The following is a 13,842-nucleotide window of genomic DNA, read 5'->3' as shown; positions in this document are numbered from 1 at the left end:
GCCCGCCTCATGGACGGCACCGCACTGGCCCGCCGCATCGCGGAGCAGACCGCGAAGGACGCGGCGGAGCTCACCGCGCGCACCGGCACCGCACCCTGCCTGGCGACCGTACTGGTCGGCGAGGACCCCGCCTCCGTCACCTACGTCCGCATGAAGCAGAACCGCTGCGCCAAGGCCGGCATCACCTCCCGGCACGTCGAGCTGCCCGCCTCGACCACCACCGAGGAGCTCGTCGCGACGCTCACCGCGCTCTCCGCCGACCCGGAGGTCAGCGGCATCCTGCTCCAGCACCCCGTCCCGCACCACATCGACGAGCGCGCGGCCTTCGAGGCCATCGCCCCGGGCAAGGACGTCGACGGGGTCACCATGCACTCCTTCGCCGCCATGGGCTTCGGCCTGCCCGGCTTCGTCTCCTGCACCCCCGGCGGGATCATGCGGCTGCTCGCCGCCTACGACGTGGACCTGACCGGGAAGCACGCGGTCGTCGTCGGCCGCAGCGCGATCCTGGGCAAGCCGGCCGGCCTGCTGCTCCTGGAGCAGAACGCCACCGTCACCTACTGCCACTCCCGCACCCGGGACCTGCCCTCGATCGTGCGCCAGGCGGACGTGCTGGTCGCCGCCGTCGGCAAGGCGGAGTTCATCCGGGGCGAGGACATCAAGCCGGGTGCCGTGGTCCTGGACGCCGGCTACAACGAGGGCAACGTCGGCGACGTCCACTTCGCGTCGGCCGCCGCCCGCGCCTCCCTGATCACCCCGGTCCCCGGCGGCGTCGGCCCGATGACCATCGCCGTCCTGCTGGAGCAGACCGTCCGCGCGGCCGCCGAGCAGGCCGGCGCGGCCCTCGCGCGCCGCTGACCCCCGCGCCGCCCCGGCGGCCGCGACCCGTACGCTCCGGACCCTCGGCCCGGGGCGTACGCGCATCCCGGCGTCGACCGGCCGGACGGCCGCCCCGGACCCGGCCTCAGCGGGTCAGGTCGGCGGCCCCCACCGGACCGGTGCCCTGGTCGAGCCCGGCCACCGTCCGCTCGGCGCCCGTCAGCGGCGGTCCGGTCAGCGCGCCCCGGTCCGAGGCGCGCAGGACGTGCCAGACCACCGACGGGCGCAGCCAGTGGGTGGGCGAGGCGTTCATGGTCAGGACGTCGAACAGGGCGGCGGTGAGCGGTTCGTGGGTGGTGGCGCCCGTCGTCAGCCGGTTGACGTACGCGTCGAGCAGCCCGGCCCCCGCCCGGGGCCGCGCCCCGGTGGCCCCCGGGTAGAGGATGTCCTGGGAGGTGGCCAGGTCCCAGGCCATGGCCACCTGCGGGGCCAGCGCGCGCTGCGCCGCACGGCCGAAACCGGGGCCGGCCGGGTCCTTGGAGGCCAGCAGCGAGCGGACGGCCAGCGCGCCCCGGGCGGCGACCGTCATCCCCTGCCCGTACAGCGGGTTGAAGGTGGCGACGGAGTCGCCGATCGCGAAGAAGCCGTCGGGGAGCTCGGCCTTCTCGAAGTAGACCCGCCGGTTGGCGGTGCCCTGGGTGACGGCCACGTCGGTGAGGGGCTTCTTGCCTTCGAGGAGCTCCCCGACGATCGGGTCCCGGACGCCCTTGGCGAACGGGATGAACGCCTCGGGATCGCCGGTCGGCTGGCCGCCGCGGGTCCCGGACAGGGTGACCTGCCACCGCCCGTTCTCGATGGGCACGATGGTGGCCGTCTGGCCGGGCACCGGGTCGCGGGGGTCGGACTGCACGTTGACGATCGGGAAGCCCGCCTCGTGGGCTCCGGCCGGCGCCTCGAAGATCCGGGTGGCGTACACCAGGCCCGAGTCGACCTCGGCCTGCCGGATGCCGTCCACGCCCAGCTCCTGGAGCCAGGTCCGGGCCCGCGAGCCGCGCCCGCTCGCGTCCACGACGAGGTCGGCGGCGACGCGCACGCCCGCCTCCTCGGGGGTGTCCACCAGGACCCCGGTCACCCGGTCCGCCGTGCCCTCCAGGGCCCGTACGCGGCTGCGCTGGAGCACGGTGACCGCCTCCAGCGCGGCCACCCGGGTACGGACCACCGAGTCCAGGAGGTCGCGGCTGCAGGAGATGTTGAACTGCTTCTCCGCGTAGCGCGGCAGCCAGCCCTTGGCGGTCTTGGTGACCAGGTCGGTGGGCAGGCTGCGGCGGATCGCGCCCGCGGCCGTCCAGTCCGCGGTGATGCCCGGGAGTATCCCCTCGATGGCCCGTGCGCCGCCCGACCACAACAGGTGGGTGTGCCGGCCCTGGGGGAGGCCGCGGCGCGGGGCCGGGCCCTGCGGCAGCGGGTCGGCCTCGATGACGGTGACCGAGGCGTGCTCGGCGAGGACGGCGGCCGCGAGGAGTCCGGCCAGGCTGCCGCCGATGACGACGGCGTGGCGGGGCGGGGAAGACTGGGTCATCGTGTCGTGCTCTCTGTCGGGGCCGTGCCGGGGCAGCGGCGGGGGAGGTGCGGCGGCGGGGGAGGCGGGGAGCGGGGCGGGGCGCGGCGCGGCCGGACGGCGCGCCGGGCGGCTCACCGGGGTGGCCGGGCGGCCCTCATGCGCTCTCCCCCTCGGCGGCGTCCCCGGCGAGCGGTGTGCCGGGTCCGGTCGGCGGGCCGAGCTGGCCCTCGCGGGCGAGCAGGTCGTCGAGGTGGTCGGCGAGGGACTTCCAGCCCCGGGGGGACAGCCGGCCGGCCCGCGTGACGATGCTGCGCACGTCGTGCGCCCGCAGCACGGCCAGCATCGGGTTCTCCTCCTCCCGCTCCGCCGCCTCCAGCTCGCACCGGACCGCGGTGAGGGCGCCGGCCAGCGCCTCGGTGTCCTCGGCGAGCAGGAAGCCGCCCTCGACCCCGTAGAACCGCTGGATGCCGGCGGCCGCCGCCAGGTTCGGCAGCCCTTCCCCCTGGGCCACCCGCGTCAGCGACTGCCCCGAGGCGTCGAAGGAGCGGGCGATGGCCGACAGGGAGTACGGATGCCCGTCCGCCCGCGGCCGGGTGCGGCGCAGGTGCTCGAACCGCTGGTGCACCTGCTCCTTCAACGGGACCCGGGGCGGCCTGCCGTCGAGGGTGAGCCGGATGTCCGGCGGGGCGATACCGGTGAGGTACGACAGCCGCTCCAGCCCCGCCGGTCCGTCCGGCGCGCCGGGGCCGGCCAGGGCGAGGGCCCGCTCCACCGCGCTCTTGGCGTCGGCCAGCAGGAAGCCGGCGTGCACCCCGAAGAACCGCTGCACGCCCGCCGCGTGGCCCAGCCGGGGCAGCCCGGTGCCCGCGTTGAGCGGGCCGAGGGACGCGCCGGGGGCGTCGAAGTCGTCCGCGATGGCGGCCAGCGGCCACTCCCGGCCGTGCTTGTCGCGGCGGGTGGCGCGCAGCCGCAGGAACCGCCGGTGCACGCGCCGCTCCAGCGGCTCCTCCGAGGACGTGCCCGCCACCACCGCCGGAATCAGGGCGGGTTCGACACCGCAGAGGTGGCCCAGCCGCTGCGGGTCCAGGAGTTGGCCGGGGCACCGGCCGCGCGCGCGGCACAGCTCCTCGACACCGTGCCACAGGCCCGCGAGGTCGGGGCGCTTGGCTGCTCGCACGGCTGGTTCTCCGTAGGTCGACAGGGCGTTCGAGCCGCCTGGGCTGCGTGAAGCCTAGCCGCAGGCCACGCGCCGGACCAGGGAAACCCCCACCTTTCCTGATGTCCGGCTCAAGAAAGGTGGGGGGTCCCGCGCGGGGGCGGACGGCATGACCTCCGCGGTAATCGACCCCGCGCCCGGCCCGCGACACCGTGGGGGCAGCGGATTGCGGGACCGCGCACTCGGTTCCGCAACCCGCGCCCACCACACCCCCGACCTCGACGGAGGCTGATCCCGTGTCCGCAACGCTCCTCGGCAACATCGCCCGGACGTCCGAGCCGGAGGTCGCGCTGCGCCGCGTGCTCGGCCTCGACGCCCTCGTCACCGGCCTGTGCGGCCTGGCGTACGCGGCCTTCCCCGTCCCGCTGGGCCGGCTGCTCGGCATCGGGCCCGCACTGCTGCTGGAACTGGGCGTGTTCCTGGCCCTGTTCGGCGCCGGAGTCGGCTGGCTGGCCACCCGCGGGCGCCCGCCCGTCCTGCCGGTGCGCCTCGTCGTCGGGGCGAACGCGGCCTGGACGGCCCTGAGCCTGGCGGCGCCGGTGCTGTGGCTGTCGCCCACCCCCGCCGGAGCGGTGTGGACCGCGGCGCAGTCCGGCGTGGTCGCCGCGCTCGGCGGACTCCAGTGGCTCGCGGTGCGGTCGGGCGCGTCAGCCGAGTGAGCGCAGGTACTTCACCGTCGCCGGATCGGCCGGGAGCAGGGTCTCGATGGCCAGTTCGGCGACGGTCACGTCCATCGGCGTGTTGAAGGTGGAGATCGACGACACGAAGGACAACAGCCGTCCGTCGTGCTCGATCCGCAGGGGCAGGGCGACGTACGGGACGGCCTCGTCCGGCTGCGCGTCACCCGGGCGCTCCGCGACCGGGTACGCCGACACCTCCTCGTACAGCGCCCGCAGCTCCTCCGAGCGGGCCAGGGCGATCTGCCGCTCCATCTGGGCCAGCAGGTGCCCGCGCCACGCCCCGAGGTTGTGGATGCGGGGGGCGAGCCCCTCCGGGTGCAGGGTGATCCGCATCGCGTTCAGCGGCGGGACCAGCAGGTGCCCGGGCAGGCCGTCCAGCAGCATCGTGATGCCCCGGTTGGCGGCCACCACCGTGTACGTCCCGTCCACCACCAGCGCCGGGTACGGCTCGTAGCCGGTCAGCAGCCGCTCCAGCCCCTCGCGCAGCGCGTCCAGCTCCGGGGCGTCGAGCGGGGTGTGCGCGTACCGGGGGGCGTAACCGGCCGCCACGAGCAGCGCGTTGCGGTCGCGCACCGGTACGTCGAGGTGGTCCGCCAGCCGCAGCACCATCTCCTCGCTCGGCCGCGACCGGCCCGTCTCCACGAAGCTGATGTGCCGTGAGGAGGAGTCGGCGCGGCCCGCCAGCTCCAGCTGGCTGATGCCGCGCCGCTCCCGCCACATCCGCAGCAGCGGGCCCACACCGGTCGTCGTCATGCCCCCACGGTAGGCCCCGGGCGGGCACCGGCGGGCCACCGGGGCCGCCGCGGATCGCGGGCGGCGCGCACGGCGCGGACGGCGCGCGGCTGCGCCCGCTGTGGGAACCTTGACCCCACGTCACGGGAGAGAAGGAGCCTGCCGATGCCGAGTGAGCCGTTGTCGCAGAAGGAGATCGAGGACCGGTTGCGGGAGCTCCCCGGCTGGGCCGTCGAGGACGACCGGATCGTCCGCACCTACCGGCTGGGCACGCACGTCGCGGCCGCCGCGTTCGTCGCCCACATCGCGGCCGTCCAGGACGAGTCGAACCACCACTCCGACCTGACGCTGGGCTACGACACCGTCCGCCTGTCCGTGAACAGCCACGACGCGGGCGACGTGGTGACGGACGCCGACTTCGCCCTCGCCGAGCGGGTCGAGGCCCTCGCCCCGGCGCACGGCGCGCGCTGACGGCCCGGCCCCGGCCGCCCCGGGGCCGCGGCACCCGGGCCGCGGCACCCGGGCCGCGGTGACGGACTTGGGGATCACGACGGGGCCGTGCCGCAGGTGTCGGCGCAAGGCCACCTGCGCGGGGCTGCGACCGTGGCGGGCGGCGATCTCGGCCACGCCCGAAGCGTCAGCAGCTCCTTGCCCTGCGGCACGGCGCGGCACGTGCGGCCGGCCGGTCAGCCGGTCGTACCCAGGTACGCCTCCCTGACCGACGCGTTCGCCCGTACCTCCGCCGGGGTCCCCTCGGCCAGCACCGTCCCGAGGTCCAGGACCACCACCCGTGCGCACACGTCCATCACGAACGCCACGTCGTGCTCGACCAGCAGCACCGCGCAGCCCTCCTCCCGCGCCAGGTGCCGGACCACCGCGGCCAGCCGCTCCCGCTCGGGCGCCGACAGGCCCGAGGCCGGTTCGTCCAGCAGCAGCACGCGCGGCCGGTCGGCCACGGCCCGCGCCAGCTCCACCATCCGGGCCCGCCCGACCGGCAGGCCGCCCGCGTACGCGTCCCCGAGCCCGGCGAGCCCGCAGTCCGCCAGCACCCGCTCGCCCCGGGTCCGCCGCTCCCGCTCCCGGGCCCGCCGCGCGGGCAGGGCCAGCAGGTCGGCGCCGAGACCGCCCCCGCCGCCCCGCCACTCCTGGGCCACCAGCACGTTGTCGGCGACGCTGAGCTGGCCGAACAACTGCCGGCGCTGGAAGGTCCGGCGCATCCCGTGCCGGGCCCGCCACACGGGGGATCGGCGGGTGATGTCGGCGCCGTCCAGCAGCAGCCGGCCGCGGTCGGGGCGCCGGATGCCGGACAGCACGTCGAACAGCGTGGTCTTCCCGGCCCCGTTGGGGCCGATCAGCCCGCAGACCTCCCCGGCCCGGATGTCGAGGTCCACATCGGTCAGCGCCCGGACCCCGCCGAACCGTACGCCGACACCGCTCGCCCGGAGCACGTACCCGCTCATGAGGCCGCCCCCGTGGGTTCCGTCCCGGTGGCCGATGCGGTCGGCACGCCCGCCCCCGTCCCGCTTCCGGCTCCGGCTCCGATGCCGAGGTAGGCCTCGGTGAGCCGGTCCGCCTCCACCTCGGCGCGGGGGCCGCACCAGGAGACCCGGCCGCGGGAGAGGTACGCGACCGTGTCCGCCAGTCCGAGCAGCCCGGCCGCCTTCTCCTCCACCAGCAGCAGCGCCGTACCGGCCGTACGGAGCTCCGCGAGCAGCCCGTACACCTCCTCCACCACGCGCGGGGCGAGCCCGAGCGACGGCTCGTCGGCGATCAGCACCTCGGGCGGGCGCTCCAGCAGCGGGGCCAGGGCCAGCATCTGCTGCTCGCCGCCGGAGAGGGACCCCGCGGCCACGGCGCGCCGCTCCGCGAGCCGGGGGAAGCGGTCGTAGACGGCGGCCCGGGCGCCGGGCTCCCGCAGGACCAGCGCCAGGTTCTCCTCGATGGTCAGCGCGGGGAAGATCCCCCGGCCCTCGGGAGCGAGCAGCACCCCCGCCCGCGCGCGGCGCACGGCCCCGTCGCGGGTCGCGTCCCGTCCGGCCACGAGGACGGTCCCGGCCGTGGCGGGCAGCAGTCCGGCGGCGACCAGGCAGGCGGTGCTCTTCCCCGCCCCGTTCGGCCCGAGCACGGCCAGGACCTCGCCCCGCCGGACGGCGAGGTCCAGCCCGCGCAGCACCGGCGCGCCGTCGTACCCGGCCGCCACACCGCGCAGTTCGAGGGCGACGGGCGCGGGCGCGGACACGGGTACGGACACGGGCGCGGCCGTGGTGCGCTCGCGCGGGGTGCCCCGGCCCGGCCGTCCCCGGGGCCCCGGCTCCGGCTCCCGGTCCCGCACCGCGTCGGCCCGGCCCGGCGCGGGCGGGGGCGGGGGAGCGGCGGCGGGAGCGGCGTGCGGGCCGTCGCCGGGGCCGCGCGCGGCCCGGCGCCTCGCCCACCGCACCGGGACCGCCGCGCAGTAGCCGTCGGGATCGTTGGCCAAGGCCAGGCCGGCGAGCCCGAACAGGATCACCGGCAGGTGCGCCGACTCCGTCACGTACCCGGCCAGGACGTGCGGGGCGACGGCGAACACCAGCCCCGCCACCACCGCGTACTGCGGCCTGCGCACCCCGGCCGCCACCACCACCGCCAACCACACCAGCCCCGTCAGGGCCGTGAAGTCGGTGGCCGTGATCCGGGTGTTGTACGAGGCGTACAGCACGCCGCCGAACCCGGCCAGCCCCGCCGACAGGGTGAACAACAGCAGCTTCGTGCGCAGCACCGACACCCCCGAGGCCATGGCCGCGGCCGGCGCCGAGCGGACGGCCAGCATCGCCCGCCCCGCCGGGGAGCCGCGCAGCGCGCCCAGCCCCGCGCCGGCCAGCGCGACCAGGACCACCAGGGCGACCCCGAACGCGCGGTCGTCGGAGAGGTCCACCGGCCCGAACACCGGCCTCGGGACGGACCATCCCGCGTCCCCGTTGCGCAGCCACCGCAGCTGGAACAGCACCTGGTCGGCCAGGAACGCCAGGGCCAGCGTGGCCAGGGCCAGCGACCGGCCCCCCAGCCGCAGCGCCGGCAGCGCGACCAGCGCGCCCAGCGCCGCGGCCGCGCACGTGCCCGCCGCGAGCGCGGCCGCGAAGGGCCAGCCCCGGCTCATCAGCAGCCCGGCCACCAGCGCGGCCCCGGTCACGAAGGTGGCCTGGGCCAGGGAGACCATCGCGCCGAGCCCGGTCACCAGCGTGAAGGACATGAACACCAGGGCGATCGCCAGGCCCTGGGCCAGCAGCCCGGTCCAGAAAGGGGTGGTGACGGTGTAGAACGCGGCGGCCAGCAGCGCCGCCCCCGCCGCCCACACCCCCCACCGCCGGAGCCCGGAGGCCCCGGCGAGATGGTCCAGCGGCGGCGCGTCCACGGCCGCCGTTCCCGCCGTACGGGCCCGTCGGGTCAGCACCAGCAGCCCGCCGAACAGGATCAGGAAGGGCACCGCCGTCCGCAGGCCGGTGACGTCCTCGGCGAAGGAGGCGTACCCGGCGACGAGGTTCTGCAGCACCCCCAGCCCCAGCCCGCCCGCGAAGGCCAGCGGCACGGACGCGAACCGCCCGATCACCGCCGCCGTCGCCGACACGAACAGGAAGAGCGTGAAGTCGTGCGCCGACAGCCCCAGCAGCGGGGTCGCCAGGACGCCGGCCAGCCCCGCCAGACCCGACGCGATCATCCACGCCACCGAGGACAGCCGGTCGGCGCTGATCCCGCGCAGCTCGGTCAGCGACCTGTTGTCGACGGCCGCCCGCAACCGCAGCCCGAGCCGCGTGTGCCGCATCAGCACCCACAGCCCCACCGCGACCACCGCGGTCACCACCCAGGTGATCAACTGGTCGGAGTCGATGCCGATGCCGTCCGCGAGCTGCCAGGACCGCGCGGGGCTGGGGCCCACCCCCGGCAGCCCGAACTGGTTCTCGGCGGGCTTCAGCGGTGCGCCCGCCTCCGTCAGCAGTTCCACCGCCCACAGCCCGGCGGCCGGCAGGGCCACCAGGAGCCCGATGGTGGCGACGATCTGCGCCGTCTCGCCGACCCGGGCGAGCCGCCGGAACATCAGCCGGTCCAGCCCCCAGCCGAGTCCGGGAGCGAGCACGAGCACCACCAGCAGGGCCGCCGGGACGGCCGGCCAGCCCAGCCCGGAGTGGAGTTCGTAGAAGGTGAGCGCGCACAGGTAGGCGGTGGCCCCGTGGGCGAAGTTGAACAGTCCGGACGCCGAGTACGACAGCACCAGCCCGGTGGCCAGCAGCGCGTACAGGGCGCCGGAGACCAGACCGCTGAGCACGAAGACGAGCAGGTCTCCCATGGCGGTCCCCGGCCGCTACGCGAAGGGGACGGGCTCGTGGCACCGGAACGGGACGGACACCTCGTACGTGCCGCCCGTCAGCCGGACCAGCGCCCCGCAGCCGAAGCTGTCCTTCTGCCCCTTGGGCAGCGCCCGGTCGCCGACGAGCGTGCCCGTGTCGGAGAAGCCCCGCGCCGCGGCCTGGAAGGACTCGACGGTCAGGTCCCGGCCCGCCTTGGCCGCGATCGACAGGAACAGGTCGGCCGCCATGTACCCGGTCATCGTGTGCATGCTCAGGGGCACGTCCCGGCCGCCCGCCGCGGCCTTGACGTCGGCCTTGAACCGCGCCATCCGCGGACTGTCCGACTCGAAGGGCTCGAACTGGAGCAGGACGTGCACCCCGTCGAGCGCCTGCCGCGTGGCGTCCTTGGTGAGCAGCCCGGGGTCGTAGTCGGTGGGGTCGGAGAGCAGCCCCCGGTAGCCGGCGCGCTTGAGCGCGGTGAAGAGCCCGATGTTGTTGGGCGTCTGCATCACGGAGACCACGGCGTCGGGCGCCTTGCCGCCGTTGCTGGCCATGATCTCCTTCACGTACGCGGACCAGTCGCTGGGGACCGCCGTGGCCGGGACGGAGGACTTGGCGTAGGAGACCGTGAATCCGGCGGCGGCGAAGCCCTGCCGGAAGGTGCGGATGCCGAACGTGCCGGCGTCGCTGTCGTTGGCGATGACCGCCACGGACCTGCCCGCGGCTCCGCCGAGGAGCTGTGCGATGCCCTCGGGCCAGGTCTGGTTGAGGGTGCCGCCGGGGGAGGGGACCAGGCAGCCGTTGAACCCGTAGGCGTACTGCGGCCCGCAGAAGGAGGGGAGCGTGCCCCAGCCGAAGGTGGGGACCTTCTCCTGCTCCAGGAAGTCGGCGCCGGAGAAGGTCACCGAACTCATCGGGGCCACCGCGAACACCTCGTCCTGCTGGACGAGCCTGCGGGCGGCCGCCATGTTCTTCGCCGGGTCCTGCCCGTCGTCCTGCGCGCCCAGGTAGTCGATCGTGCGGCCGTTGACCCCGCCCTCGGCATTGGCCCTCAGATAGCGGGCCCTGGCGCCGAGGTCGGTGTCCTTCTTGCTGTAGCCGCTGGCGCTGGTCATCGACACGATGCCGCCGACCTTGATCGAGTCGTCGCTCACCCCGCGGCGGTTGCCGGGCGCGTCGCCCGCACGGCCGGGGGCGGCCGGCGCCGCGCCGGGGGCCGGGCCGGAGGCGGAGTTGCAGGCGGAGACGAGCGCGAGGGCCGCCGCCGCGACGGCCAGGGTGCGGATCGGTCGCAACATGAGATCCCCTCCGGTCGGAATCCCCGCATTCTGTGTGCGGCCTGACACACCGTCAATATCAATCACCAAGTGAAATGACGGACCGTCAGTTTTGGTCGCCGGTGGGCCGCGCACCGCCCCGGCCGGGGCGAATCACGTTCGACAGGGCCCTCGCGCCGTTCCTATGATCGCGAGGCGCGGCCGCGCGAGGCGCGGTCCCGCGTCGGCCGTGCCCCGCGACCGCGCCGCCCGCGTGCCCCGTACGGAAGGACGCCCCGCATGACCTCCGCCATCCCCGACCCGACCGTGCTGCACCCGCTGCCCGAGCACGAGCGGGTCGTCCTGCTGAAGCCTCTGGTCACCGATCCGCGGATCGAGATCGGGGACTTCACCTACTACGACGACCCCGAGACCGCGCTGGAGTTCGAGCAGCGCAACGTGCTCTACGCGTACGGCCCGGAACGGCTGGTGATCGGCAAGTACTGCGCCCTCGCCACCGGCACCCGCTTCATCATGGCCGGCGCCAACCACCCCACCCTCGGCGTCTCCACCTTCCCCTTCACCATCTTCGGCGGAGCCTGGGCCGAGCGCACCGCCGACCTCCTGGCCGGCATGCCCACCCGGGGCGACACCGTCGTCGGCAACGACGTCTGGTTCGGACGCGGCGCCACCGTCATGCCGGGCGTCACGATCGGCGACGGGGCCATCGTCGCCACCGGCGCCGTCGTCACCGCGGACGTGCCGCCCTACACGATCGTCGGCGGCAACCCGGCACGCGAGATCCGCCGCCGCTACGACGAGGCCGACGTCGCCCGGCTGCTGCGCGCGGCCTGGTGGAACTGGCCGGTCGAGCACATCACCGAACACGTGCGCACCCTCATGTCCGGCACCCCGGCCGACATCGAGGCCCTCGCCCCCTAGGCCGTGTCCGCACGGCAGCGCCGTCCACCGGCCGAGGAGACCGCCTTGGCCCGCCCCGCGCCCGGCCTCGCCCTGTTCCCCGTAGCGACGCCGCCGGCCCGTACGCCATCGCCGCCGATCCGGCCCGCGGCCTGTGCCGGTTCACCGCGCGGGGCACCTCGCGGGTCGGGTCCGTCACCCCCCGCGGGGTCGTCGAGGAGCACGCGCTGCCCGCGGGCGGCGAGCCGCACGGTCTCGCCATGGGCCCCGGCGGAGCCGTCCGGATCGCCCTGGAGAGCGGGGCGATCGCCCGGCTGGACCCGCGCCGAGCAGGGGGCGCCCGCCCGGTCCCCGGCGACCTCACCGCGGGTAGAGGGCCGCGACCTCCTGCGCGTACGCCTTCTCGATCGCCCGCCGCTTCAGCTTCAGCGACGGCGTCAGCAGGCCCCGCTCCTCCGTGAACTGCTCGGCCAGCACCCGGAAGGTACGGATCGCCTCCGCCCGCGAGACCAGGGTGTTCGCGGCCACCACGGCCCGCCGCACCTCCGCCGTCAGCTCCGGGTCGTGCACCAGGCCCGCCGCCGGCCGCTGCGCCATCCCGCGCATCGCCAGCCAGTGGGCGATCCCGTCCGTGTCCAGGGTGACCAGCGCCGCGATGTACGGCCGGTCGTTGCCCACCAGCACGCACTGCGCCACCAGCGGGTGCGAGCGGACCCGCTCCTCCAGCGCGGTGGGCGAGACGCTCTTGCCGTTGGACGTCACCAGGATCTCCTTCTTGCGCCCGGTGATCGTGAGGTAGCCGGCCCCGTCCAGCCGCCCCAGGTCCCCCGTCGCCAGCCACCCGTCGCGCAGCACCGCCTCCGTGGCGCGCGGATCGTTGAGGTACCCGGAGAAGACGTGCCCGCCGCGCAGCCACACCTCCCCGTCGTCCGCGATGTGCACCGCCGTCCCCGGGATCGGCGGCCCCACCGTGCCGTACCTCGTGGCCCCCGGCGGGTTCGCGGTGGCCGCCGCGCAGGACTCCGTCAGGCCGTACCCCTCGAACACGGTGATCCCGGCGCCGTCGAAGAACAGCCCGAGTCGACGCGACATCGCCGACCCGCCCGACATGGCGTGCCGCACCCGGCCGCCCAAGGCCTCCCGGACCTTCCCGTACACCAGCTTCTCGAAGAGCCGGTGCTCCATCCGCAGCGCCGCCGACGGCCCGGGCCCGGTGCCGAACGCCTTCGCCTCGCGCGCCTGCGCGTACCGCACGGCCGTCTCCACCCCCCGGTCGAAGGGCCCCGTACGCCCCTCGCTCTCCGCCGTGCGGCGGGCCGCCGCGAACACCTTCTCGAAGACGTACGGCACCCCGAGCACGAAGGTCGGCCGGAACGCGGCCAGGTCCGGCAGCAGTTCGGCGGCGGCCAGCACCGGCTGGTGCCCCAGCTTGACCCGGGCCCGGACGGCGGCCACCTCCACCATCCGCCCGAACACGTGGGCCAGCGGCAGGAACAGCAGCGTGGACGGCGGCTCGCCCGGCCCGGCCCGGAAGACGGACTCCCAGCGCTCGACCATCGTGTCGGCCTCGTACATGAAGTTGGCGTGGGTGAGCACGCACCCCTTGGGCCGCCCGGTCGTCCCGGAGGTGTAGATGACGGTGGCCACCGCGTCGGGCGTCACGGCGCCCCGGTGCCGGTGCACCACGTCCTCCGCGACCGCCGCCCCGTCCGCGACGAGCTCCGCCACCGCCCCCGCGTCCAACTGCCACAGCCGCCCGAGCCGCGGGAGCCGGTCCACGACCGAACCCACCGTCATCGCCTGGTCCTCGTTCTCGACCACGCAGGCCACGCAGTCGGCGTCCCGGAGGATCCACCCCACCTGTTCGGCGGCCGACGTGGGATAGACGGGCACCGGCTGGGCCCCGATCGCCCACAGTGCGAAGTCGAACAGCGTCCACTCGTACCGGGTACGGGACATGAGCGCGACCCGGTCCCCGAAGCGCACCCCCTGGGCCAGCAGCCCCTTGGCGAGGGCCAGCACCTCGGCCGCCAGCTCCGCGGAGGTCACGTCCCGCCAGACCCCGTCCGCCTTCCGCCCGAGCACCACCCGGTCCGGGTCCTGGCGCGCGTACCGGAAGACGACGTCGGCGAGGCCGCCCACGGGCGTGCCCGTGACGACCGGTGGGACGGTGATCTCGCGCAATGCCCCGCTCCTCTCCCGCACGGCGCGGCGACGCCACCCCACGCCCGACCTCAGTCGATCAGCCCGGGAACACCTCCACAAGACCTCCGCGGGGCCGTGGCGCGCGGTGACCGGGAGGCCCCCCGCGGCCGCCCGCCCGAGGGGTGGCGCCCGGGCG

At 75.7% G+C, this 13,842-nt stretch carries 12 protein-coding genes; 5 read left to right on the top strand and 7 right to left on the bottom strand.

What is annotated here, in order from left to right:
* The first annotated feature begins 9 nt into the window (after window positions 1-9).
* A complete protein-coding gene (locus CP968_RS06775; protein WP_150521771.1) occupies window positions 10-855 on the top strand; it encodes a bifunctional 5,10-methylenetetrahydrofolate dehydrogenase/5,10-methenyltetrahydrofolate cyclohydrolase in 846 nt (281 codons plus the stop codon).
* Between the two features lie 106 nt (window positions 856-961).
* Here CP968_RS06775 and CP968_RS06770 read toward each other — a convergent pair whose 3' ends face one another.
* Both CP968_RS06770 and CP968_RS06765 read right to left on the bottom strand, forming a co-directional pair.
* Window positions 962-2,395: an NAD(P)/FAD-dependent oxidoreductase gene (locus tag CP968_RS06770; protein WP_150517129.1), complete on the bottom strand. Its 1,434-nt coding sequence runs from the start codon at window positions 2,393-2,395 to the stop codon at window positions 962-964.
* Between the two features lie 136 nt (window positions 2,396-2,531).
* A complete protein-coding gene (locus CP968_RS06765) occupies window positions 2,532-3,554 on the bottom strand; it encodes a hypothetical protein (RefSeq protein WP_150517128.1) in 1,023 nt (340 codons plus the stop codon).
* A gap of 275 nt (window positions 3,555-3,829) precedes the next feature.
* Between CP968_RS06765 and CP968_RS06760 the strand changes: the two genes are divergently transcribed.
* Complete coding sequence (locus CP968_RS06760; protein ID WP_150517127.1) at window positions 3,830-4,252, top strand: hypothetical protein; 423 nt, start codon at window positions 3,830-3,832, stop codon at window positions 4,250-4,252.
* Here the strand turns inward: CP968_RS06760 and CP968_RS06755 are convergent.
* Window positions 4,241-5,026 carry a helix-turn-helix domain-containing protein gene (locus CP968_RS06755; protein ID WP_150517126.1) on the bottom strand — a complete coding sequence of 262 codons (786 nt, stop codon included), beginning with the start codon at window positions 5,024-5,026 and terminating at the stop codon, window positions 4,241-4,243. The genes CP968_RS06760 and CP968_RS06755 overlap by 12 nt on opposite strands.
* Window positions 5,027-5,170: 144 nt before the next feature.
* Here CP968_RS06755 and CP968_RS06750 point away from each other — a divergent pair, with 144 nt between their 5' ends.
* Window positions 5,171-5,476, top strand: a complete 306-nt coding sequence (locus CP968_RS06750; RefSeq protein ID WP_150517125.1) for a 4a-hydroxytetrahydrobiopterin dehydratase — start codon at window positions 5,171-5,173, stop codon at window positions 5,474-5,476.
* A gap of 215 nt (window positions 5,477-5,691) precedes the next feature.
* Here the strand turns inward: CP968_RS06750 and CP968_RS06745 are convergent, their stop codons facing one another.
* From CP968_RS06745 to CP968_RS06735, 3 genes are read right to left on the bottom strand one after another with little or no spacing between them, the layout of a single operon-like run.
* Window positions 5,692-6,465, bottom strand: a complete 774-nt coding sequence (locus tag CP968_RS06745) for an ABC transporter ATP-binding protein (RefSeq protein WP_150517124.1) — start codon at window positions 6,463-6,465, stop codon at window positions 5,692-5,694.
* Entirely contained in the window at window positions 6,462-9,323 is a 2,862-nt protein-coding gene (locus CP968_RS06740; protein ID WP_150517123.1) for an ABC transporter permease subunit, read from the bottom strand. Before CP968_RS06740 ends, CP968_RS06745 begins: the two co-directional genes overlap by 4 nt.
* Before the next feature lie 15 nt (window positions 9,324-9,338).
* Window positions 9,339-10,622 carry an ABC transporter substrate-binding protein gene (locus tag CP968_RS06735; protein WP_150517122.1) on the bottom strand — a complete coding sequence of 428 codons (1,284 nt, stop codon included), beginning with the start codon at window positions 10,620-10,622 and terminating at the stop codon, window positions 9,339-9,341.
* Between the two features lie 258 nt (window positions 10,623-10,880).
* On the opposite strand from CP968_RS06735, the gene CP968_RS06730 reads away from it, so the two are divergent.
* Window positions 10,881-11,522, top strand: coding sequence for a CatB-related O-acetyltransferase (locus CP968_RS06730; protein WP_150517121.1), 642 nt, complete (start codon window positions 10,881-10,883; stop codon window positions 11,520-11,522).
* Complete coding sequence (locus CP968_RS35680; RefSeq protein WP_425282244.1) at window positions 11,435-11,962, top strand: virginiamycin B lyase family protein; 528 nt, start codon at window positions 11,435-11,437, stop codon at window positions 11,960-11,962. The genes CP968_RS06730 and CP968_RS35680 overlap by 88 nt, the downstream gene beginning before the upstream one ends.
* Here the strand turns inward: CP968_RS35680 and CP968_RS06725 are convergent.
* The gene (locus CP968_RS06725; RefSeq protein WP_150517120.1) at window positions 11,862-13,685 is read right to left on the bottom strand and encodes an AMP-dependent synthetase/ligase; all 1,824 of its coding nucleotides are present in this window, start codon (window positions 13,683-13,685) and stop codon (window positions 11,862-11,864) included. The genes CP968_RS35680 and CP968_RS06725 overlap by 101 nt on opposite strands.
* Window positions 13,686-13,842: the final 157 nt, after the last annotated feature.

This window comes from Streptomyces subrutilus, from assembly GCF_008704535.1.
Lineage (GTDB): Bacteria > Actinomycetota > Actinomycetes > Streptomycetales > Streptomycetaceae > Streptomyces > Streptomyces subrutilus.
Note: the sequence above shows the minus strand (reverse complement) of the source record. Positions and strands in the feature narration are given on the sequence as shown.

Coding starts and splice junctions, on each gene's coding strand:
- CP968_RS06775 (WP_150521771.1), top strand. CDS start 10: ATGGACGGCACCGCACTGGCCCGCCGCATCGCGGAGCAGACCGCGAAG.
- CP968_RS06770 (WP_150517129.1), bottom strand. CDS start 2,395: ATGACCCAGTCTTCCCCGCCCCGCCACGCCGTCGTCATCGGCGGCAGC.
- CP968_RS06755 (WP_150517126.1), bottom strand. CDS start 5,026: ATGACGACGACCGGTGTGGGCCCGCTGCTGCGGATGTGGCGGGAGCGG.
- CP968_RS06750 (WP_150517125.1), top strand. CDS start 5,171: ATGCCGAGTGAGCCGTTGTCGCAGAAGGAGATCGAGGACCGGTTGCGG.
- CP968_RS06745 (WP_150517124.1), bottom strand. CDS start 6,465: ATGAGCGGGTACGTGCTCCGGGCGAGCGGTGTCGGCGTACGGTTCGGC.
- CP968_RS06740 (WP_150517123.1), bottom strand. CDS start 9,323: ATGGGAGACCTGCTCGTCTTCGTGCTCAGCGGTCTGGTCTCCGGCGCC.
- CP968_RS06735 (WP_150517122.1), bottom strand. CDS start 10,622: ATGTTGCGACCGATCCGCACCCTGGCCGTCGCGGCGGCGGCCCTCGCG.
- CP968_RS06730 (WP_150517121.1), top strand. CDS start 10,881: ATGACCTCCGCCATCCCCGACCCGACCGTGCTGCACCCGCTGCCCGAG.